The sequence below is a fragment of the Metaplanococcus flavidus genome (assembly GCF_042675885.1).
GTDB lineage: Bacteria > Bacillota > Bacilli > Bacillales_A > Planococcaceae > Planococcus > Planococcus flavidus.
This window is the reverse complement of the sequence record NZ_JBHTKI010000011.1, coordinates 1-19,778: the sequence shown is the minus strand read 5'-3', so window position 1 is coordinate 19,778 and position 19,778 is coordinate 1. Positions and strand designations below refer to the sequence as shown.

General features: G+C 45.3%; 24 protein-coding genes, 1 rRNA gene and 2 other annotated features. All 25 genes read right to left on the bottom strand.

Translation table 11 applies throughout. From position 1 onward, the window contains the following. Positions 1-117 precede the first annotated feature (117 nt). Positions 118-720, bottom strand: a complete 603-nt coding sequence (locus ACFQ1X_RS08610; protein ID WP_144841148.1) for a class I SAM-dependent methyltransferase — start codon at positions 718-720, stop codon at positions 118-120. A 102-nt stretch (positions 721-822) separates the two neighbouring features. Further along, positions 823-1,182: a 50S ribosomal protein L7/L12 gene (gene rplL / locus ACFQ1X_RS08605; protein ID WP_144841149.1), complete on the bottom strand. Its 360-nt coding sequence runs from the start codon at positions 1,180-1,182 to the stop codon at positions 823-825. Between the two features lie 58 nt (positions 1,183-1,240). Further along, positions 1,241-1,747, bottom strand: coding sequence for a 50S ribosomal protein L10 (gene rplJ / locus ACFQ1X_RS08600; protein ID WP_144841150.1), 507 nt, complete (start codon positions 1,745-1,747; stop codon positions 1,241-1,243). Positions 1,748-1,780: 33 nt separating this feature from the next. Further along, positions 1,781-1,928, bottom strand: a sequence feature (ribosomal protein L10 leader region). Between the two features lie 42 nt (positions 1,929-1,970). Then, positions 1,971-2,669: a 50S ribosomal protein L1 gene (gene rplA / locus ACFQ1X_RS08595; RefSeq protein ID WP_144841151.1), complete on the bottom strand. Its 699-nt coding sequence runs from the start codon at positions 2,667-2,669 to the stop codon at positions 1,971-1,973. A 106-nt stretch (positions 2,670-2,775) separates the two neighbouring features. Beyond that, entirely contained in the window at positions 2,776-3,201 is a 426-nt protein-coding gene (gene rplK, locus ACFQ1X_RS08590; protein ID WP_006828906.1) for a 50S ribosomal protein L11, read from the bottom strand. A gap of 165 nt (positions 3,202-3,366) precedes the next feature. Then, complete coding sequence (gene nusG, locus ACFQ1X_RS08585) at positions 3,367-3,900, bottom strand: transcription termination/antitermination protein NusG (protein ID WP_144841152.1); 534 nt, start codon at positions 3,898-3,900, stop codon at positions 3,367-3,369. A gap of 112 nt (positions 3,901-4,012) precedes the next feature. Then, a complete protein-coding gene (gene secE / locus ACFQ1X_RS08580; RefSeq protein WP_058382186.1) occupies positions 4,013-4,198 on the bottom strand; it encodes a preprotein translocase subunit SecE in 186 nt (61 codons plus the stop codon). A 58-nt stretch (positions 4,199-4,256) separates the two neighbouring features. Continuing rightward, positions 4,257-4,403, bottom strand: coding sequence for a 50S ribosomal protein L33 (gene rpmG / locus ACFQ1X_RS08575; protein WP_117303585.1), 147 nt, complete (start codon positions 4,401-4,403; stop codon positions 4,257-4,259). 70 nt (positions 4,404-4,473) lie between these two features. Next, complete coding sequence (gene sigH, locus ACFQ1X_RS08570; RefSeq protein WP_144841153.1) at positions 4,474-5,124, bottom strand: RNA polymerase sporulation sigma factor SigH; 651 nt, start codon at positions 5,122-5,124, stop codon at positions 4,474-4,476. A gap of 70 nt (positions 5,125-5,194) precedes the next feature. Then, positions 5,195-5,704 carry an NYN domain-containing protein gene (locus ACFQ1X_RS08565; RefSeq protein WP_144841154.1) on the bottom strand — a complete coding sequence of 170 codons (510 nt, stop codon included), beginning with the start codon at positions 5,702-5,704 and terminating at the stop codon, positions 5,195-5,197. 5 nt (positions 5,705-5,709) lie between these two features. Beyond that, positions 5,710-6,462, bottom strand: coding sequence for a 23S rRNA (guanosine(2251)-2'-O)-methyltransferase RlmB (gene rlmB / locus ACFQ1X_RS08560; RefSeq protein WP_144841155.1), 753 nt, complete (start codon positions 6,460-6,462; stop codon positions 5,710-5,712). Next, on the bottom strand, positions 6,459-6,821 hold the full coding sequence (locus tag ACFQ1X_RS08555) for a Mini-ribonuclease 3 (RefSeq protein ID WP_379082181.1): 363 nt from the start codon (positions 6,819-6,821) through the stop codon (positions 6,459-6,461). The genes rlmB and ACFQ1X_RS08555 overlap by 4 nt, the downstream gene beginning before the upstream one ends. A gap of 61 nt (positions 6,822-6,882) precedes the next feature. Further along, positions 6,883-8,283: a cysteine--tRNA ligase gene (cysS, locus tag ACFQ1X_RS08550; protein ID WP_144841156.1), complete on the bottom strand. Its 1,401-nt coding sequence runs from the start codon at positions 8,281-8,283 to the stop codon at positions 6,883-6,885. Then, on the bottom strand, positions 8,280-8,942 hold the full coding sequence (epsC, locus tag ACFQ1X_RS08545; RefSeq protein ID WP_144841157.1) for a serine O-acetyltransferase EpsC: 663 nt from the start codon (positions 8,940-8,942) through the stop codon (positions 8,280-8,282). Before epsC ends, cysS begins: the two co-directional genes overlap by 4 nt. A 51-nt stretch (positions 8,943-8,993) precedes the next feature. Next, positions 8,994-9,210, bottom strand: a binding site (T-box leader). Between the two features lie 42 nt (positions 9,211-9,252). Beyond that, a complete protein-coding gene (gltX, locus tag ACFQ1X_RS08540; protein WP_144841158.1) occupies positions 9,253-10,716 on the bottom strand; it encodes a glutamate--tRNA ligase in 1,464 nt (487 codons plus the stop codon). Positions 10,717-10,774: 58 nt separating this feature from the next. Further along, positions 10,775-11,257 (bottom strand): 2-C-methyl-D-erythritol 2,4-cyclodiphosphate synthase, encoded by a 483-nt coding sequence (ispF, locus tag ACFQ1X_RS08535; protein ID WP_144841159.1) that lies wholly within the window; start codon positions 11,255-11,257, stop codon positions 10,775-10,777. Beyond that, positions 11,254-11,949, bottom strand: a complete 696-nt coding sequence (gene ispD / locus ACFQ1X_RS08530; RefSeq protein WP_144841160.1) for a 2-C-methyl-D-erythritol 4-phosphate cytidylyltransferase — start codon at positions 11,947-11,949, stop codon at positions 11,254-11,256. The genes ispF and ispD overlap by 4 nt, the downstream gene beginning before the upstream one ends. A gap of 21 nt (positions 11,950-11,970) precedes the next feature. Beyond that, the gene (locus tag ACFQ1X_RS08525; protein ID WP_144841161.1) at positions 11,971-13,068 is read right to left on the bottom strand and encodes a PIN/TRAM domain-containing protein; all 1,098 of its coding nucleotides are present in this window, start codon (positions 13,066-13,068) and stop codon (positions 11,971-11,973) included. Between the two features lie 95 nt (positions 13,069-13,163). Further along, complete coding sequence (gene radA, locus ACFQ1X_RS08520) at positions 13,164-14,540, bottom strand: DNA repair protein RadA (RefSeq protein WP_144841162.1); 1,377 nt, start codon at positions 14,538-14,540, stop codon at positions 13,164-13,166. A gap of 66 nt (positions 14,541-14,606) precedes the next feature. Continuing rightward, positions 14,607-17,045 carry an ATP-dependent Clp protease ATP-binding subunit gene (locus ACFQ1X_RS08515; protein ID WP_144841163.1) on the bottom strand — a complete coding sequence of 813 codons (2,439 nt, stop codon included), beginning with the start codon at positions 17,043-17,045 and terminating at the stop codon, positions 14,607-14,609. Next, positions 17,042-18,142, bottom strand: coding sequence for a protein arginine kinase (locus tag ACFQ1X_RS08510; protein ID WP_144841164.1), 1,101 nt, complete (start codon positions 18,140-18,142; stop codon positions 17,042-17,044). Before ACFQ1X_RS08510 ends, ACFQ1X_RS08515 begins: the two co-directional genes overlap by 4 nt. Beyond that, positions 18,132-18,665 carry a UvrB/UvrC motif-containing protein gene (locus tag ACFQ1X_RS08505; protein ID WP_144841165.1) on the bottom strand — a complete coding sequence of 178 codons (534 nt, stop codon included), beginning with the start codon at positions 18,663-18,665 and terminating at the stop codon, positions 18,132-18,134. Before ACFQ1X_RS08505 ends, ACFQ1X_RS08510 begins: the two co-directional genes overlap by 11 nt. 14 nt (positions 18,666-18,679) lie before the next feature. Next, positions 18,680-19,147 (bottom strand): CtsR family transcriptional regulator, encoded by a 468-nt coding sequence (locus ACFQ1X_RS08500; protein ID WP_144841166.1) that lies wholly within the window; start codon positions 19,145-19,147, stop codon positions 18,680-18,682. A 160-nt stretch (positions 19,148-19,307) separates the two neighbouring features. After that, on the bottom strand, positions 19,308-19,553 hold the full coding sequence (locus ACFQ1X_RS08495) for a hypothetical protein (RefSeq protein ID WP_144841167.1): 246 nt from the start codon (positions 19,551-19,553) through the stop codon (positions 19,308-19,310). Positions 19,554-19,698: 145 nt separating this feature from the next. After that, a 5S ribosomal RNA gene (gene rrf / locus ACFQ1X_RS08490) occupies positions 19,699-19,778 on the bottom strand; the annotation flags it as partial.

Here is a 19,778-nt window from a genome sequence, read left to right as displayed (position 1 = left end):
TCATTTTCGGTTAACACGTGGTTTACTCTGCCGCCATGCCCTGCCCAAAAAAAGGGCAAACGACCTCAAAATAATAAATTTTGCATTTCATTATAATATCACAGGGAATTTGTCAAGTCAAATTTTTCTGGCCTCAAATATGAAGTAACCTTTCTTTTTATCCACCACGCTGCAATTGCCAAAAAGCTCTGTTAATTTTTCCTGTGTAGAAGGAGCTCCCTGCTTTTTCTGGATAACGACCCAGAGCGATCCGTCTGATGCTACCTTCTCAAATGCTTCCTCATAAAACCTGAAGACCGTTTCTTTTCCCGCCCGTATCGGCGGATTGGTCAGGATGGCCGAAAACCCTTCCTCTTTTACTGAAGAAAGTCCATCACTCTCGTAAATTTCAACATTGTCCGCACCATTTTTCAGTGCATTTTTCCGGGCAAGTTCAATGGCTCGTGAATTGACGTCCACCATATGCACTTTTTTGTGGGGGAATGATTTCGCGATGGCGATTCCAATCGGTCCATAACCGCAGCCGACATCCAGCACCGGCCCTTCCACAGCTGAACCTTCAAATGCCTCTATCAATAAGCGGGAACCGAAATCCACCTCATTCTTGCTGAAAACACCTGAATCTGTTTGAAACTGGAACTTTTCGCCTCGCAATGTGTATGCCCACTCTTGGGGTTTGCTTGAAGTTTGAGGGTTTTTGGAATAATAATGCTGTGACATACGGAGACCTCCTTAACAGTGATGAATTTAAAATTAAAAAGAAGAAAAAGCTCGTCGGTATACACTGACGAGCTTTTTCTATATTGCTATCGAGTTCAGAAATTACTTAACTTCTACTCCAGCGCCAACTTCTTCAAGTTTGCCTTTGATTTCTTCTGCATCTTCTTTAGAAACGCCTTCTTTAAGTGCTTTAGGAGCTTCGTCAACTAGTGCTTTAGCTTCTTTCAAGCCTAGGCCAGTAACTTCGCGTACTGCTTTGATAACTTTGATCTTTTGATCGCCAGCAGAAGTAAGGATTACGTCGAATTCAGTTTGCTCTTCTTCAACAGCAGCGCCGCCAGCAGCTGCAGCTACAGGAGCAGCAGCAGTTACGCCGAATTCTTCTTCGATTGCTTTTACTAGGTCGTTAAGTTGTAGAACTGTCATTTCTTTGATTGCGTCTAAGATTTGTTCTTGTGTCATTATAAGTTCCTCCTATGATAGGTAATTTTTTGCCTTGCTGAGCTAGGCAGCAGAATGATTATGCGCCTTGTTCTTGTTCTTCTTTCTGATCTGCAACTGCTTTTGTTGTAGCAGCAAAGTTGCGGACTGGAGCTTGAAGTACGCTGAGTAGCATAGACAATAGGCCATCGCGTGATGGAAGTTCTGCCAATGCTTTGATATCTTCCGCAGAAGATACAGCACCTTCGATTACACCCGCTTTAATTTCAAGCGCTTCGTTCTTTTTCGCGAAATCGTTGATGATTCTCGCCGGCGCTACTACATCTTCGTTAGAAAATGCAATTGCGTTAGGACCTGTAAAGTGTTCGTTGATCGCTTCAAGACCATGCACTTCAGTAGCACGGCGAGTCATTGAGTTTTTGTAAACTTTAAACTCAACGCCTGCTTCACGAAGCTGTTTACGAAGTTCTGTCAATTGTGCAACGTTCAATCCGCGGTAATCAACAACTACTACAGAAGCTGCAGAGCCGAATTTTTCAGCGATTGTTTGCACGACAACTTTTTTCGTTTCAACTGCTTTTGTCATTTTGGCACCTCCCATAGATTTTCCATTCATACCGTTTCCATAAGAAAAGCCTCTGGTCCATTACAGACACAGAGGCATAAAGTCAGCATCAAAAGAGATTTTTACTGAATTCATTGTCCTCGGCAGGGATAATTTAAGCGACTGGCGCCCCTGCTGTCTGCGGTACAAACGTATATTTCACAACTCCGCTATTATAGCCGAGATATTACGTGATGTCAATAAATTATTTAACGACAACTTTCGATGGATCCACTTTTACAGCAGGTCCCATTGTAGTTGTGATGTTAAGTGATTTGATGTAAGTACCTTTAGCAGCCGATGGCTTAGCTTTAAGAACTACATCGTAGATCGCTTCCAGGTTTTCAGCAAGTTTGCTGTCATCAAAAGAAACTTTCCCGATTGGCGCGTGGATGATACCTGTTTTGTCTGCACGGTATTCCACTTTACCAGCTTTGATTTCCTGAACAGCTTTTGCTACATCAAATGTAACAGTCCCTGTTTTCGGGTTTGGCATTAAGCCTTTTGGTCCCAATACGCGACCGATTTTACCAACTTCACCCATCATGTCAGGAGTTGCAACGATCACGTCGAAGTCAAACCATCCTTGTTGGATTTTTTGGATATATTCAGCATCGCCCACGAAATCCGCTCCAGCTGCTTCAGCTTCTTTAAGCTTGTCGCCTTTAGCGAATACCAATACGCTTTGAGTTTTACCAGTTCCGTTTGGAAGCACTACTGCTCCACGGATTTGCTGGTCGTTCTTACGCGGGTCGATTCCTAGACGGAAAGCCACTTCCACTGTCGCATCGAAGTTTACTGTGCTTGCTTTTTTCGCAAGTTCAATAGCTTCTTTAGCTTCGTAGAATTTCGTGCGGTCGATTGATTTTGCTGCTTCGCGCAGCTTTTTGCCTGTTTTAGCCATTTTAAACGTCCTCCTTGTTGTGGTCGAGCGGTCTTAAACCTCCCACGATTAAAGGCTGCGCAGCCCATTACGAACTTGCGCAACCCGTCCAAAAACAACTGCTAGATTAGTCTTCGATTGTGATGCCCATGCTGCGGGCAGTACCTTCAACCATCAACATTGCAGCTTCAACTGAAGCAGCATTTAGATCTGGCATTTTAGTTTCTGCGATTTCGCGAACTTTGTCGCGTTTCACAGTCGCTACTTTATTGCGGTTCGGTTCGCCTGAACCTGATTCAATACCGGCTGCTACTTTAAGTAGAACAGCTGCGGGTGGAGTTTTCGTAATGAATGTAAATGAACGGTCTTCAAATACTGAAATCTCAACTGGAATGATCAGTCCTGCTTGATCAGCAGTACGCGCGTTGAACTCTTTACAGAAGCCCATGATGTTAACACCTGCTTGACCCAATGCTGGACCAACCGGCGGAGCTGGGTTTGCTTTTGCTGCAGGAATCTGCAATTTTACAACTTTAACAACTTTTTTAGCCACGAAACACACCTCCTTAAGTCCGTGATGTGGTAATAGGGTTTCCCCTCCCACTCAAATATCTGTCTGTCAACTATGTTGATAGAATTAGCTAAATTGTACAGATTGTCGTATGACAGTCTGACCTATGAAATAATACCACTTATGAAACGGAATAGCAAGCGGCTTTTAGATTTTTTGAACTTGCTCGAAATCAAGCTCCATTTTTGTTTCCCGACCGAAGATATCGATGGAAACTTTCACTTTGCCTTTGGTCTCGTCGATCTCTTCCACTTTACCCTGGAAGTTCGCGAACGGCCCTTCCATAACTTCGACAACATCGCTGACCGCGAAGTTAATGTCGACGCGGCGTTCTGTCATACCCATCTGCTTCAGAATAAAATCAACTTCCTCATCAAGCAATGGTGTAGGTTTTGCTCCTCCGCCTGAAGAACCGATAAAGCCGGTAACTCCCGGCGTATTGCGGACCACATACCAGGATTCATCTGTCATGATCAATTCGACCAAAACATATCCCGGGAAGGTTTTGCGCATTACCGTACGTTTTTTGCCATCTTTAAAATCGGTCTCTTGCTCTTCAGGAATGATGACGCGGAAGATTTTATCTTGCATGCCCATTGTTTCAACACGCTTTTCCAAATTGGCTTTGACTTTATTTTCATAGCCGGAATACGTGTGGACTACATACCAATTCTTTTCCATAATTGCACGGACTGAACGTCCATCCCTCCTTTTTTTCCAAATGAAAAAACCCGTTCTCATAGAATGACGGGCTATTTTTTATGCATTATTCTTGTTGCGCGCTGCCATTATCTTATAGCGCTAAGAACCAACGGAATAATTCCGAGATGCCTGTATCGATCAATGCGAAGAAAAGTGCCATAAAGATAACCGTGGAAAGAACGACGATTGTATAGCGTGTCAATTCCTTGCGTTTAGGCCAACTTACTTTTCTCATTTCCGAAACGACGTTTTTAAAGAAATCGCCAATGTTACCCATTGTCCAAAAACCTCCGAAGTTTAAAAATCACTCTATATCGTTCGGCATTCACTTAAATTCATAACGTTTGTTTATGCACGGTATGCCCATTGCAATGAGCACAGAATTTATTAAGTTCCAAACGTGTGCTGGATTCCGTTCTTGCTGGAACCGTGTAATTGCGGGATGCACATTTCGAGCAGCTTAAAACGATTTTTTTAGCCATTTTCCTCACCCTATTCGAGTTTGCAGCTTTTTCAAGGTTATCACCTTAAAAGTTCCATGTCAACAGCATTTCAGGAGGTGCGGGTTTCATCCGGCTGCAGATGCCGCTCCAGTTTTCTCTTCACACGCTGCAACGCATTATCGATTGATTTTACGTGGCGATCCAACTTTTCCGATATCTCCTGGTAAGTTTGGCCGTCGAGATACAACGCCAGCACTTCGCGCTCGAGTTCACTGAGCACTTCACCCATTTTTTCTTCCATATACATAAACTCTTCATTATTGATCATCAGCTGTTGCGGATCGTCCACCCCGTTATCGGTCAGGACATCCATCAGCGTCCGGTCAGATTCCTCGTCATAAATCGGCTTGTCCAGTGACACGTACGAATTCAACGGAATGTGTTTTTGGCGCGTGGCAGTCTTGATGGCGGTGATGATCTGCCGGATGATGCATAATTCGGCAAACGCCCTGAAAGAAGACAGCTTATCACTGCGGAAGTCACGGATGGCTTTGTACAAGCCAATCATGCCCTCCTGGATAATGTCTTCTTTGTCAGCGCCGATCAGAAAATAGGAACGGGCTTTCATTCGAACGAAATGCCGAAATTTATTTATCAGAAAATCCAGTGCTTCGGTATTTCCTTCGTGGACCAAACTGACAAGTTCTTCATCTGTCATTTCTATAAATAGTCGGGCTTGAACTTGTTCCTGATTTCCCACGGTAATCCCTCCGGTCGCGCGAACCTCAATATCACCAGTATACAGGAACCAAAAATTGAGCGTCAACCGTTCATTTCAATCCTCGGCGCCATTTTTCAAATATTTCCGCAATTTCCGTTGGCAGGGTGATTTTTGAAAAGGCCTGCTGCTCCTGAATTTCCTTAACTTTTTTCGAAATCGCTTGTTGGATTTCCTCTACTTCGATTTCCAGTTCCCGAGCGGAGATCCGGAGCGCACCTTTGGCAAAAACCACCGATTGTTCCGTCGAGTCGGATGTGGCCACGTAAATTTGATCGCGCCGGTTGTTCAGGCTTGCCGCCAGTTTCTCAATCCGTTCATCGGCAGTTTCGCTCTCTTTCGTAAAAATGACTTCAACTTCTGAACTCAGATTCCGGGCTTCGATGCCCGGCACCAGGTGCGCATCAAAAACGATGATGACCCGCCACCCTTTATATCCGCGATACTCCGCCATCCGCTCAATCAGGCGGTCCCTGGCATCAGCAAGCTTGTCTTTCTTTAATTCCTGCAGTTCCACCCAGTCCCCAATGATGTTATAGCCATCAACCAGCAGAATATCCATATCACTTAACCCATTGGATGGCGCTTCCGGTAGACTTCGTACATGAGCAGGCTCGCTGCCACCGAAGCATTCAGGGAAGTTACATGGCCGACCATCGGCAGTTGATAGAGGAAATCACATTTCTCGCGCAAAATCCGGCTCATGCCTTTGCCTTCGCTGCCAATGATGACCGCCAGCGGCAATGAAGCGTCCATTTTCCGGTAATCCACTGATTCTTTCGCATCCGTTCCGGCAATCCAGACGCCGCGCTTTTTCAACTCGTCGACGATTTGCGACAGGTTATTGACCCTCACCACCGGAATATGCTCGATGGCACCGGTCGACGATTTGGCGACGACCGCGGTCAAACCAACGGCACGGCGCTTCGGAATAATCAAACCGTGTGCACCCACTGCATCCGCCGTCCGCATGATCGATCCCAAATTATGCGGATCTTCCAGTTCATCGAGGATCAGGAAGAACGGATCTTCCGAGCGTGACTCCGCCACTTTGAATAAATCATCGAGTTCCGCATAATTATAAGCGGCAACCGCCGCGGCAACCCCCTGATGGTTCGAATCCGTCAGGCCGTCGATTTTTTTCTTCGGCACAAACTGGACGATAACCTTTTTTTCATTTGCCAGCTGTAAAAGTTCGGTAATGCTTCTTTTCTGGACACCTTCAGCAATCCAGATTTTATTGATATCCCGGTCTGCCCGTAATGCTTCCAGTACGGGGTTTTTGCCTCCAATGATTTCAGGCTCCAATTCCTCATTCATTTGATCACTCCTCTCAACTCTTCTATTATATCGATAGCATACGCAATGATTTCGGTGACCCGCTCCGTATGGCCTTTCAAGTAGTTCCAGCCTAGCACCGCTTCGAACGCGGTGCTGAAATTATAAGTCTGGACATCGGTATTTTTCGGCACCGAACCCGATTTGGCATTGCGCCCGCGCCGCATGACGGCCAGCTCCTGTTCTGACAGGAACTCTTCTTCCGTCAGCCGTTTCAGCACGACCGCCTGTGCTTTGGCCGAGACGAAAGTCGTCGACATCCGGTGCAGCGTGTTCGGCTTGACTCTGCCCGAGCGCAGCAAATGTTCGCGTACCGACTGCTCATAAACGGCATCTCCCATATAGGCGAGAGCAAGGGCGTTCAATTGATCGACATCCTGATAACGTAATCCTTCCAAACCCTTACCCCCTTTTCCAGCGTGTGCCCTGGGCCGTATCTTCCAGAATGATATTCTTTTCCTTAAACAAATCACGGATTTCATCGGCGCGGGCAAAGTCACGGTTCTTGCGTGCCTGGATCCGCTCTTCCAATAAAGCCTCGACTTCAGCGTCCAGAAGCTCTTCCTGCTGTTTGAAAGGCAGACCGAGCACAGCCGACAACTCATCGAATACCGAAAGGAACGTTTCCATCACTTCAACGGAAGTCTGCTTTTCCAGAAGATAAGTGTTTGCAAGACGGGACAAGTCAAACAGCTTCGAAATTCCGTGTGCCGTATTGAAATCATCATCCATTGTGACAATGAATTCTTTTTTGATTTCTTCAATTTTTGAAAGCCAGATGTCGGAATGGTCACCGAGATCTGCGGAGACGCCCAAGCGATGCTTCAAGTTTGAATAGGAATTCCGCAACCGCTCCAGTCCGGCCACTGCATCTTCCATCAATTGCTGCGAATAATTGATCGGGTGGCGGTAATGAACCGACAGCATGAAGAAACGCAGCACTTGTGGATCCATTTCTTTCAGAATATCGTTCACCAACACGAAATTATTCAACGACTTCGACATTTTTTCGTTGTCGATATTAATATAACCGTTATGCATCCAGTAGCGGGCAAATGGTTTTCCTGTATAAGCTTCCGACTGTGCGATTTCATTTTCGTGGTGCGGGAAAGTCAGATCCTGTCCGCCGGCGTGGATATCAATTGTGTCACCGAGATGTTCGCGTGCCATCACCGAGCACTCGATGTGCCAGCCCGGACGTCCTTCACCCCATGGGCTGTTCCAGGAAATTTCATTCGGCTTGGCCGCTTTCCAAAGTACGAAATCCAATTCGTCTTCTTTTTTATCGCCAGTTTCAATGCGGGCTCCTACTTTAAGCTCGTCGACTGACTGATGCGACAACTTGCCGTAGCCATCAAATTTTCGTGTCCGGTAATAGACATCGCCCTGCGATTCATAGGCAAAGCCTTTTTCAATCAACGCCTCGATGAATTCGATAATCTGTTCCATATGCTCCGTCACACGTGGATGCGCGTCTGCCACAGCGCAACCGAGTGCTTCTGTGTTATCAAAATAAGCCTTGATGAAACGTTCGGCAATTTCCGGCACGGTCTGGCCGAGTTCATTAGCCGCCTTGATCAGTTTATCGTCGACATCTGTAAAATTGGAAATATACTTTACGTCAAAGCCCCGGTATTCGAGATAACGGCGGACCGTATCATACACAATCACCGGACGCGCGTTGCCGATATGGATGTAATTATAAACAGTCGGACCGCACACATACATTTTCACTTTGCCCTCTTCAAGCGGGACAAACGGTTCTTTCGTTCGGGATAATGAATTGAAAATCTGGATCGTCATCGGGCTTTCCCTTCTTTCTTGTTGGCTTGTTTTAACAGTTCCACTTCGCGCTGAAGCTCAGCGATTTTCATTTCCATCGAATTGCAGATATCTGCAACCGGGTCGGGCATATCCTGATGGTTGAGATCTTTCTTGATTCTTATACCGTCCTGAATGACTACTTTCCCCGGGATTCCGACCACCGTCGAATTCGGCGGAACATCCTTCAATACGACCGATCCTGCACCAACCTTCGAACTCTCACCTATCGTGATAGATCCGAGCACCTTGGCTCCTGTCGCCACCAGCACATTATCTTCCAGCGTTGGATGGCGCTTTCCGGACTCTTTCCCGGTGCCGCCCAGCGTCACTCCCTGAAACAGCGTGACATTATCGCCGATGAGACAAGTTTCACCAATTACAATACCCATCCCATGATCAATGAAAAAGCGGCGGCCAATAACGGCACCCGGATGGATTTCGATTCCGGTAAAAAAGCGGCTGATCTGCGAAATGACCCGCGCGATAAAAAATAATTTATTCTTAAAGAAGAAATGGGCCAGGCGGTGTGCCCATACGGCATGTAATCCGGAATAGGTAAGAATCACTTCCAAATAACTTCTCGCGGCCGGGTCCTGTTCAAACACAACAGCCACATCTTCTCTTAATGTCTTTAACATCTGACTCAACTCCTTTTACTGCAAAATAAAAAACGCCCCTGTCAATAAATTGACAGAGACGCATCATTAGCGCGGTTCCACTCTGATTAAAAAGGGATCACCCTTTTTCTCTCGGCACCTTTAACGCAGGCGAAACGTCTGGTCTACTCGGTTCGACTCAGCACTCAGAGAGGCATTTCCATGCGGCAGCGGCCCGGATCCCTTTCAGCCGGTGAGGATCTTCTCTAGAGAGCTTGCTGCATGTACTTCTTCTCGTCAACGATTTTCTGATAGTAAATTCATTTTACACTTTTGTGCCTGTAAGTCAATCTTATGCACTTGCGTATTGAGCCACGCGGGCAATTGTCTTCTCTTTGCCCAGCAGCGCAATAGCGTCCGGAAGTTCCGGGCCATGTGTCTGCCCGGTCGTCACGACACGAATCGGCATAAAGAGGTTTTTCCCTTTATGGCCGGTCGCTTTTTGAACGGCTTTAATCGCCGCTTTGATTTCAGCCGGTTCGAATGCTTCCAAGGCTTCCAGATGTTCTTTGAAAGAAGCCATAACTTCCGGCACTTGTTCGCCGGCAAGCACTTCCTTCTCTTCTTCGCCGTAATAAAGATCGTCCGAGAAGAATTGTTCTGACAGCTCTGTAATTTCTGCGCCGAAGCTCAATTGATCGTGGTAAAGAGCGACAAGGCGTTCTGCCCAGTCCTGCTGGTCCGCATCCATCGTTTCCGGCAGTCTTCCCGCCTTCTGCAAATGCGGAACTGCAAGTCCAACCACTTCTTCAAGCGGCATTTGTTTGATGTACTGGTTGTTCATCCACGTCAATTTCTGCTTATCGAACATCGATGGAGATTTAGACAGCCGGTTGGCGTCAAAGATCCGGATCAATTCCTCTTTCGAGAAAATCTCTTCTTCTCCTTCAGGCGACCAGCCGAGCAACGCGAAGAAATTAAAGAGCGCTTCAGGAATATAACCAAGTTCTCTGTATTGAGAGATGAACTGAAGAATCGACTCATCACGCTTTGACAATTTCTTGCGTTCTTCATTTATGATCAGCGTCATATGGCCATACGTCGGATGGTCCCAGCCGAATGCATCATAAATCATCTGCTGGCGCGGCGTATTCGACAAATGCTCTTCGCCTCGGAATACGTGCGTAATCTTCATCAAATGATCATCAACGACCACCGCGAAATTATATGTTGGAATGCCGGTGGTTTTCACCATCACCCAATCGCCGACATCTTTTGATTCGAATGAAATCGGCCCGCGCACCAGATCGTCAAACTTATACGTAACGTCAGTTGGCACTTTCGCGCGAATCGTGTAAGTTTTGCCTGCATCTTCCCGCTCTTTTACATCTTCAGCCGTCAGATTGCGACAAGTTCCGCTGTACTGCGGTGCAGCAATGCCCGCCGCTTTTTGCGTTTCCCGCTCTGCTTCCAGCTCTTCCGCTGTACAGAAACATTTGAAAGCCATGCCTTTTTCCAGCATTTCATCGGCATAGCCCTTATAAAGATCCAAGCGTTCCATTTGGCGGTAAGGACCGTAATCGCCACCGACATCCACGGATTCGTCATAATCGATGCCCAGCCATTTCAAATTATCCAGCTGAGATTCGATTCCCGTTTCAATATTGCGGGCCGTATCCGTATCTTCGATGCGAACGATGAACTTCCCGTTATGGTGGCGTGCATATAAATAATTGAAAAGCGCTGTCCGGGCTCCGCCGATATGTAAGTGACCGGTCGGACTCGGCGCATAGCGTACGCGTACTTCTTGTGTCATTTGATTTCCTCCTAGAAAACTTTAGTCTTGTGCTATTCTATCATTCAATCTGTACCCTTTAAACCTTGCGCTCCACCAATAGGATCACTGCGAGTGCTGCGATTCCTTCTTCACGCCCTAAAAATCCAAGCTTTTCGTTTGTTGTCGCCTTGACGTTGACCTGCGAAACATCCGCTTCCAATAACTCGGCGATCGATTCTCTTAATTGTTCAATATACGGTGCCAGTTTCGGTTTTTGCGCAATCACTGTGCAGTCCACGTTGCCGAGCTCGTAACCCTGTTCTTTCACATATTGCCAGATATGCGTCAACAGCTTGCGGGAATCGGCATCCTTGAATTCCGGATCCGTGTCCGGAAAATGCTTGCCGATATCGCCTCCACCAATTGCACCAAGTGCCGCGTCCGTAATCGTATGCAGCAGAACATCCGCATCCGAATGTCCGAGCAAGCCTTTATCATGGGGGATTTCAATTCCGCCCAGGATAAATGGCCGGCCTTCAACCAATTGATGCACGTCATACCCTTGTCCGATTCGTATCATTGCTGTTCCTCCTGTCTGCGACTTTCCAAGATAGCCTTGCCGTAGATCAAATCATCCGGCGTCGTCATTTTTACATTTTCATAATTGCTTTCAATAATCTTTACCGGATGCCCCAGCCGTTCGACCAGCATCGCTTCATCCGTCCCAAGAAACCCTGCTTCCGACGCCGCTGTTGCCGCTCTTTTTATCAATGAATAATCAAACGCCTGCGGAGTCTGGATGATCCATAAATTATCACGCTCAACGGTCTCGGTAATCACACCGGCTTCCGCCTTTTTAATCGTATCCTTCACCCGCACTCCTGCAATCGCAGCACCAGACTCGCCCGCTTCCAGTGCCAGGCGGGAAATTACATCAGAATCGATGAACGGGCGCGCAGCATCATGGACGAGCACCACATCACACGCGGGAATCATGTCGAGGCAGGCTCTGACACTATCCTGCCTCTCAGCTCCGCCAACTGCAAACCCTGCCACCTTATAAATACCATATTTTTCCACAAAATTTCCTATTAACTCTTGTTCATCGTCTTTTACCGCAAGCCAAATCGCCTCGCAATTTGGATCCCGCTGAAAAACTTCCAGCGTATAGATGAAGATTGGCTTATCGAATAACTCCAGAAGCAGTTTGTTTTTATTCGCTTTCATCCGCTTGCCGCTTCCCGCGGCAGGCAGGACAACTGTATATTTCATAAGTTTACATCCTTTTATCAATCATTTTCCGCCATGTGGTTTTGCAAAAATCATCCGTCCCGCGGAAGTTTGCAGCACACTCGTAACCGTTACATCGATTGCGTCACCGATGAATTTTTTGCCGTCTTCGATGACAATCATCGTGCCGTCATCCAGATAGGCGACGCCCTGATTCTGTTCCTTGCCGTCTTTGATGACGACCACATGCATATCTTCGCCGGGTATGACCACCGGTTTTACAGCATTGGCCAAATCATTGATGTTCAAAACCGGTACATTGTGAAGCTCACAGACTTTATTCAAATTAAAATCGTTTGTGACGACTTGTCCGCCCATTTTCTTGGCAGCACGCATCAATTTCAAATCCACTTCCGCAACTTCATCAAAGCTTTCTTCCGTAATCATGATTGCGCCTTCCCGTTCACTTTGCAGCCGTTTTAAAATGTCGAGTCCGCGACGCCCTCTTGTGCGTTTCAACGTATCCGATGAATCCGCGATATGCTGCAATTCCGATAACACGAATTGCGGCACGACAAAAGTGCCTTCCATAAAACCAGTGGCTGAAATATCGGCAATTCGGCCATCAATAATAACACTCGTATCCAATAGTTTATAAGCCGTTTTCTTCACCGGCATTACCGCAATTTCGTGATCATCTTCATTTTTCTTGGTTGTTAACGCAATTTTCGCCGGCGTCAACATGCCGAGCATTTCCTCTCGCTTCTGAAAACCGACTTGGAATCCGAGATAGCCAAGAACCACTGAAAGGATAATCGGAGCAGCAGTGGCAACAAGCGGAATATCGATTGTACTAAGTGCGAAGCCAATCAGGAAGGCAACGATCAAGCCGATAATGAGACCTACCGTCCCGAAAAGCAGATCCGGTGTCGGAGCATGAAGTAATTTCTCTTCCATCCACTTCATAAACCGGACCAGCGTATCTGCAAACAACAATGATAAAAAGAAGAACAGCACCGCTCCTAAAATAGCGGAAACAATTGCGTTATTGACCCAGGGATTGTCCAGCATAGGTATAAGTCCAAAAACGTAAGGTAAGAATATAAGCCCGACAGTCGCCCCAATCAATAAAAATAAAACCTGAATAATTCTTTTTAACATATTTCCACCTCCTTCTACTCAATTATACACATATCATTTACAAAACGCTGTTGCGACCCTGCAACTGAAAAAAATTATAAGGGGCTATAAGCCCCTTATTGTGGAAAAATTTCTTTTAATGCATCACTGACTGTTTCTACTCCGACCACTCGAATTCCTTCCGGGAAATCCCAGCCTCCAATATTCGACTTGGGAACAATTGCCCGCTTAAATCCGAGTTTCGCCGCTTCCTGTACCCGCTGTTCAATCCGGGATACGCGCCGCACTTCGCCGGTCAAGCCAACTTCGCCGATGATACAATCAAAACCGTTCGGCGCGGTATCGCGATAACTGGAAACAATGCTCGCAAGCACCGCCAAATCGATTGCCGGTTCATCCAATTTCACTCCACCAGCCACTTTAATATAAGCATCTTGTGCCTGGAGCAGCATACCCATCCGTTTTTCCAGCACCGCCATCAATAACGATACACGGTTCTGATCAAGCCCTGTCGCCATCCGTTTCGGATAATTAAAGCTGGACGGCGTAACCAGCGCCTGAATTTCCACCAGAATCGGCCGGGTTCCTTCCATAGAAGCAACGACCGTCGAACCTGCTGATCCGCTGGAACGCTCCTGCAGGAAAAGTTCGGATGGGTTGAGCACTTCTTTTAATCCGCTTTGCAACATTTCAAAAATCGCAATTTCATTCGTTGAACCAAAACGGTTTTTCACACTGCGAAGGATCCGGTACGTGTGATGCCGTTCCCCTTCAAAATAAAGGACGGTATCCACCATATGCTCGAGAATTCTCGGTCCCGCAATCTGGCCTTCTTTCGTTACATGCCCAACCAGGAAAATGGCAATATTCTTTGTCTTAGCGATACGCATTAATTCCGCTGTACTTTCCCGGACTTGCGTCACACTTCCCGGAGCTGACGTGACTTCCGGGTGATGGACTGTTTGGATCGAATCGACGATCACGAAATCGGGGTTCACTTCTTCGATTGTATGGTTGATTAATTCAAGATTGGTTTCAGCGTAAATATACAAATTGGAGGAGGAAGCATCCAGACGCTCTGCGCGGAGTTTTGTCTGGCGAACGGATTCCTCACCTGAAATATAAAGCACTTTGCTGCCGCTATTGGCGAGCATCGCCGATACTTGCAACAGCAATGTCGATTTCCCGATTCCCGGGTCTCCGCCGATCAGCACGAGTGAACCAGGTACGATTCCGCCTCCAAGCACCCGGTTCAATTCGCTAAGTTCCGTTTCAACCCGCGGTTCATCCTGTGTTTCAATTGCATTGATAGGCGTCGCTTTTTGAGGTGCTGCTGCTGTGTGCTGAAAAGTACTGCGTGTACCTTTTGGAACTACCATCTCAACTTCCTCGGTCATTTGATTCCATTCTCCACAACTTGGACATTTCCCCATCCATTTTGCCGATTCGTATCCGCACGACTGGCAGACGAATTTCGATTTCTTTTTAGCCATTTGCTCCTCCTTCTAATGAAAAACCGCTCGCCGGAAATTTCTCCGGCGAGCGGAATATCTGATTGCTTATTTCTTTACAGGTTCATTTGTCCGAACGACAAATTCATCGTTCTCTACATCAAAGATGATGCGCTGGCCAGCCAAAGCTGTACCTTTTAAAAGCTCTTCAGACAAGCGGTCTTCAACATGCTTCTGTAATGACCGGCGAAGTGGACGTGCCCCGTACTCTGGGTCATACCCTTCTTTCGCAATCTTATCAAGAGCTGCATCAGACAATTCAAGATTGATATCCTGCTCGCTCAGTCGATCAGCTAATTGTTGCGTCATCAGCGTCACAATTTTACGCAGATTCTCTTTTTCAAGTGAATGGAATACGATCATGTCATCAACCCGGTTAAGGAACTCCGGACGGAATGCTTTCTTCAATTCCGCAAGCATTTTCGATTTCATATCCTTATAATCCGTTTTTGAATCTTCCAGATTGAAACCAACGTATTTATTGTATTTCAATTCTTCCGCACCAACGTTGGAAGTCATGATGATAACCGTGTTCCGGAAATCGACGCGACGACCTTTTGAATCCGTTAAACGGCCGTCTTCCAATACTTGGAGAAGAATATTGAATACATCCGGATGCGCTTTTTCAATTTCATCAAGAAGAATGACCGAATATGGCTTTCTGCGGACTTTCTCAGTCAGCTGGCCGCCTTCATCGTAACCGACATAACCCGGTGGTGAGCCGACCAGACGGGAAGTCGAATGTCTTTCCATGTATTCAGACATGTCGATACGGATCATCGCCTCTTCGTCTCCGAACATTGACTCAGCCAAAGCCCGTGCCAATTCCGTTTTACCCACACCAGTTGGTCCAAGGAAAATAAAGGAACCAATCGGACGTTTCGGATCTTTCAACCCTGCACGTGCACGTCGGATCGCTTTCGAAATGGACGTAACAGCTTCATTTTGGCCAATAACCCGGCCATGAAGAATCTCTTCCAGGTTCAATAACTTATCGGATTCAGTCTGAGCCAGTTTTGATACCGGAATGCCTGTCCACATGGAAACGACTTTTGCAATATCCTCCACAGTCACTTCAGACTCTTCCTTGCCTTGTTTTTCTTTCCATTCTTTCTTGGTTTTCTCCAGTTGATCTTTCAGTTTCTGTTCTGCATCACGCAGAGAAGCCGCTTTTTCAAATTCCTGGCTCTGCACTGCTTCATTTTTCTCTGAACGTGCTGCTTCAAGATTCGATTCCATCTCTTTTAAATCCGGTGGAGTAGTGTATGAACGAAGTCTTACTTTTGAACCCGCTTCATCGATTAAATCAATCGCTTTGTCCGGCAGGAAACGGTCGGAAATGTAACGGTCGGACATTTTCGCTGCTGCATCAATCGCCTCGTCCGTGATTTTCACACGGTGATGCGCTTCATAACGATCACGAAGCCCTTTGATAATTAAGATGGATTCTTCTACAGTAGGTTCATCCACTTGAATCGGCTGGAAACGGCGCTCAAGAGCTGCATCTTTTTCAATGTATTTACGGTACTCATCCAGTGTAGTTGCACCAATACACTGCAGTTCTCCTCTTGCCAATGCCGGCTTCAGGATATTCGAAGCATCAATCGCACCTTCTGCTCCGCCTGCCCCGATCAATGTGTGAAGTTCATCGATAAACAGAATTACATTACCTGCCTGGCGAATTTCATCCATCACTTTTTTCAAACGGTCCTCAAATTCTCCCCGATATTTCGTTCCTGCAACAACCGTACCCATATCCAGTACCATGACGCGTTTATCACGCAGCGTTTCTGGAATTTCATTGTTTACAATTTGTTGGGCCAAGCCTTCTGCAATTGCCGTTTTACCTACACCCGGCTCACCAATCAGAACGGGGTTATTTTTTGTCCGGCGGCTTAATACTTCAATTACACGAGTGATTTCATCGCTTCTGCCAATTACAGGATCCAGACTGCCTTCACGTGCAACCTGAGTCAAATCACGCGCCAACCCATCCAGTGTGGGTGTATTTGCTGATGCATTCGGGCTGCTTCCTGTAGAAGCCTGTTCATTGCTGCCGAGCAATTGCAATACTTGTTGACGGGCTTTATTCAAACTTACACCCGCATTACCCAGAACACGTGCAGCTACGCCTTCACCTTCGCGGATAAGTGCCAATAGCAAATGCTCTGTACCTATATAGGAATGACCAAGTTTTCTGGATTCATCAACTGACAGTTCAATAACTTTTTTCGCTCTCGGCGTATAATGCACAATCGGGCCTACATCTTTCTCGCCGATTCCTACAAGTTCCGTAACACCTTCTTCGATCAATTGCGTATTCACTTCAATCGCTTCTAAAGCTTTAGCTGCAATACCGCCGCCTTCGCGAATTAAACCAAGTAAAATATGTTCCGTTCCAATAGATTCATGTTTCATACGAATCGCTTCTTCTTGAGCCAATTGAAGAACCTTCTGTGCTCTTTGTGTAAATCTGTTGAACATCATACAGAATCCTCTCCTTCTTTATCTCCGTTAATTTTGTATTCTTGTTTTAATCGTTCCCTGAAAAGTTTTGCCCTAGTAATATCACGCTCGTTTGATGATAACGGTTTCTCTGAATAATGCTGAAGAAACGCAGGCTGCATAAAAATCATCAACTCATTCAGGATTGACATATCAATATTTTCTATCAACTTCAAATCTATTCCTAACCTGACATCCGAAAGGCACTTTGCCGCCTCTTCAGTCGTTAACAACCTTGAATAAGTAAGAACACCGAGTGATCGGTAAATGCGATCCTCCAATTTTAAAGGCGAATTAGTCAAAATCGCTTCTCTAGCCCGCCGTTCCTGCTCAATAATCTGCTCGGTCATATTCTGCAAATCTTGAAGAATCTCATATTCGGATTTGCCCAGTGTTAATTGATTGGAAATCTGATAGACATTCCCCAAAGCTTCGCTTCCTTCTCCATAGATACCCCTTACAACCATTCCTAAGCGTGATATAGCTGGAATAATACGGGTGATTTGCTGTGACATTGTCAGAGCGGGCAAGTGCAGCATCACCGAAGCTCTCATTCCTGTTCCAGTATTGGTTGGACAGCTGGTTAAATAGCCGAATTTCTCATGAAATGCATACTGTAAACTCTGTTCCAGCATTGAATCTAACTGGTTAGCAGTCTCATATGCTTCCTGTAAATGAAAGCCTGACTGTAAGCTTTGAATCCGCAAATGATCTTCTTCATTTATCATAATACTCAATTCTTCATTTTTAGAAATCAGAACAGAGCCTGAGTGCATGCCTGCAGCTAAATGGGGACTGATCAAATGTTTTTCCACTAATAACTCCCTTTGTAGAGAAGAAATTTCATGTATATCAATATGCGTGAATTCTAAATGCAAGTCTTCTCCTTTATCCAATAAAACAGATGAAACAGCTTTATCAACTTTTAAAGCCTCATCTTCGGTAAAAGCATATGGAAATTTAAATTCCCTGAGATTTCTCGCCAACCTTATCCTGGTACTCATAGCTATATCTGCGTTTTCTCCATCATTTGCCATCCAACTGCTGGCTCTGGGAACTAAAAACTGATCAATCGCCATAATTAGCACTTCCTTCGAGCTCTTTATTCAATTCTCGAACTTGGTCACGCAACCTTGCTGCTTCTTCAAATTCTTCAGATTCTATAGAAGCCTTTAATTGTTTTCTTAATTCTTCAATTTCCTTTTTTAATTTCAATGTACTTCCATATGATGCTGGTATCTTTCCTGTGTGCTCTTTGTTTCCATTATGAAGACGCTTAAATATCTCCTCAAGATTCGATTCAAAAGCCTCATAGCAAGTGTTACAACCAAATTTGCCTAACTTTAAGAAATCGTTAAATGTAAAACCGCATGAAGGACAGACTGAAACTTCCTCTTTAACTGGACTTACCGATGGCGATTGAGTTGGAAACCAATTTGAAAGCAATTGGTGAATAGCAAGTGGATCTTGTTCAAATGCTAAGCTTATATTATGATTTTCTGCTGCGCAAACATGGCACAACTGTCTCTCTATTAATTGTCCGTTTATTTTCTGTTTCACTAATACAGATGCAGGACGTTCTCCGCATTGGTTGCAAATCATCATACCACTCCTTATTAATTTGACTGAAATTGAATTGTGAATAGCATAGCAATGAGAATCCGTGCACGAACCTCATCCCTCAATGGCAGACCCAATAGGAGTGTAGACCGGTCGATAGCACTTAATATCATTTTCGCTTCCCGCTTTGTTACAATATCTTCATCTAACAGACGGAATACAATATCTTCAGCCATACTTTGAGTAGCACCATTCTCCAAATGCTGGATAATGCCTGTAATGACCTCTGATTTTTGATGAAGACGAATACGTTTAATTCGAATATAGCCGCCGCCGCCTCGTTTACTTTCAACCAAATAACCTCGCTCTGGAGTGAATCTGGTATTAATTACATAATTAATTTGTGAAGGAACACATTGAAATCTTTCCGCTACTTCGCTTCTTTTAATTTCAATATACTCTCTTTCGCTTACTTCGATAACTTGCTTTAAATAACCTTCAATTACATTAGAAATGTTACGCATCGCATTCACCTCTTCATTCCATGTACTTAAAGTTGACTTTGACTATATTTGACTTAATTATAGCGCATGTTTTTTACAAAACTCAAATAGTATGTACTGAATACAGTATAAAAAATCCCAGAATAAAAATTCTGAGATTTCCTTTTCATTATTTTATTTTTCATTCTTCATCAAACATCCGCTTTTTAAAATCCTTGATATGACTTTGCAATGACTTAGTTTTCTCTTCAAGATATTTTGTTTTCCACTGTGTTCCCTCAAACCAAATTTCAACAACATCTCCTGGAGAAACTTCATGAGTAAATTCACTTACTGGAAAAGTATATTCTTCATTTTCTTCTTCCAATGCCTTTAGTAAAACCGTTCTTTTATCAATGGTTTCTACTCTGTATATTCCAGATTTCATCGTTACCACCTCAATTTTAAATTCCCTTTTTTAAGGCTTTTTAATCTTCATCATCAGAGTAATTTAATTTATTTATAATTCGACCTAAAAATCAATGACAAAAAAGGCCGCCACCGCTTACGCGGTGACGACCTTCTTGTTGACTGCCCAGCGGCGTCCTACTCTCACAGGGGGAAACCCCCAACTACCATCGGCGCAAAAGAGCTTAACTGCCGTGTTCGGGAT

What these genes read in the sequence shown, in the direction of transcription:
- ACFQ1X_RS08610 (WP_144841148.1), bottom strand. Translation starts at nt 720, where the DNA reads ATGTCACAGCATTATTATTCCAAAAACCCTCAAACTTCAAGCAAACCC.
- rplL (WP_144841149.1), bottom strand. Translation starts at nt 1,182, where the DNA reads ATGACACAAGAACAAATCTTAGACGCAATCAAAGAAATGACAGTTCTA.
- rplJ (WP_144841150.1), bottom strand. Translation starts at nt 1,747, where the DNA reads ATGACAAAAGCAGTTGAAACGAAAAAAGTTGTCGTGCAAACAATCGCT.
- rplA (WP_144841151.1), bottom strand. Translation starts at nt 2,669, where the DNA reads ATGGCTAAAACAGGCAAAAAGCTGCGCGAAGCAGCAAAATCAATCGAC.
- nusG (WP_144841152.1), bottom strand. Translation starts at nt 3,900, where the DNA reads ATGGAAAAGAATTGGTATGTAGTCCACACGTATTCCGGCTATGAAAAT.
- secE (WP_058382186.1), bottom strand. Translation starts at nt 4,198, where the DNA reads ATGGGTAACATTGGCGATTTCTTTAAAAACGTCGTTTCGGAAATGAGA.
- rpmG (WP_117303585.1), bottom strand. Translation starts at nt 4,403, where the DNA reads ATGGCTAAAAAAATCGTTTTAAGCTGCTCGAAATGTGCATCCCGCAAT.
- ACFQ1X_RS08565 (WP_144841154.1), bottom strand. Translation starts at nt 5,704, where the DNA reads ATGGATATTCTGCTGGTTGATGGCTATAACATCATTGGGGACTGGGTG.
- rlmB (WP_144841155.1), bottom strand. Translation starts at nt 6,462, where the DNA reads ATGAATGAGGAATTGGAGCCTGAAATCATTGGAGGCAAAAACCCCGTA.
- ACFQ1X_RS08555 (WP_379082181.1), bottom strand. Translation starts at nt 6,821, where the DNA reads ATGGGAGATGCCGTTTATGAGCAGTCGGTACGCGAACATTTGCTGCGC.
- cysS (WP_144841156.1), bottom strand. Translation starts at nt 8,283, where the DNA reads ATGACGATCCAGATTTTCAATTCATTATCCCGAACGAAAGAACCGTTT.
- epsC (WP_144841157.1), bottom strand. Translation starts at nt 8,942, where the DNA reads ATGTTAAAGACATTAAGAGAAGATGTGGCTGTTGTGTTTGAACAGGAC.
- gltX (WP_144841158.1), bottom strand. Translation starts at nt 10,716, where the DNA reads ATGACACAAGAAGTACGCGTACGCTATGCGCCGAGTCCGACCGGTCAC.
- ispF (WP_144841159.1), bottom strand. Translation starts at nt 11,257, where the DNA reads ATGATACGAATCGGACAAGGGTATGACGTGCATCAATTGGTTGAAGGC.
- ispD (WP_144841160.1), bottom strand. Translation starts at nt 11,949, where the DNA reads ATGAAATATACAGTTGTCCTGCCTGCCGCGGGAAGCGGCAAGCGGATG.
- ACFQ1X_RS08525 (WP_144841161.1), bottom strand. Translation starts at nt 13,068, where the DNA reads ATGTTAAAAAGAATTATTCAGGTTTTATTTTTATTGATTGGGGCGACT.
- radA (WP_144841162.1), bottom strand. Translation starts at nt 14,540, where the DNA reads ATGGCTAAAAAGAAATCGAAATTCGTCTGCCAGTCGTGCGGATACGAA.
- ACFQ1X_RS08515 (WP_144841163.1), bottom strand. Translation starts at nt 17,045, where the DNA reads ATGATGTTCAACAGATTTACACAAAGAGCACAGAAGGTTCTTCAATTG.
- ACFQ1X_RS08510 (WP_144841164.1), bottom strand. Translation starts at nt 18,142, where the DNA reads ATGGCGATTGATCAGTTTTTAGTTCCCAGAGCCAGCAGTTGGATGGCA.
- ACFQ1X_RS08505 (WP_144841165.1), bottom strand. Translation starts at nt 18,665, where the DNA reads ATGATTTGCAACCAATGCGGAGAACGTCCTGCATCTGTATTAGTGAAA.
- ACFQ1X_RS08500 (WP_144841166.1), bottom strand. Translation starts at nt 19,147, where the DNA reads ATGCGTAACATTTCTAATGTAATTGAAGGTTATTTAAAGCAAGTTATC.
- ACFQ1X_RS08495 (WP_144841167.1), bottom strand. Translation starts at nt 19,553, where the DNA reads ATGAAATCTGGAATATACAGAGTAGAAACCATTGATAAAAGAACGGTT.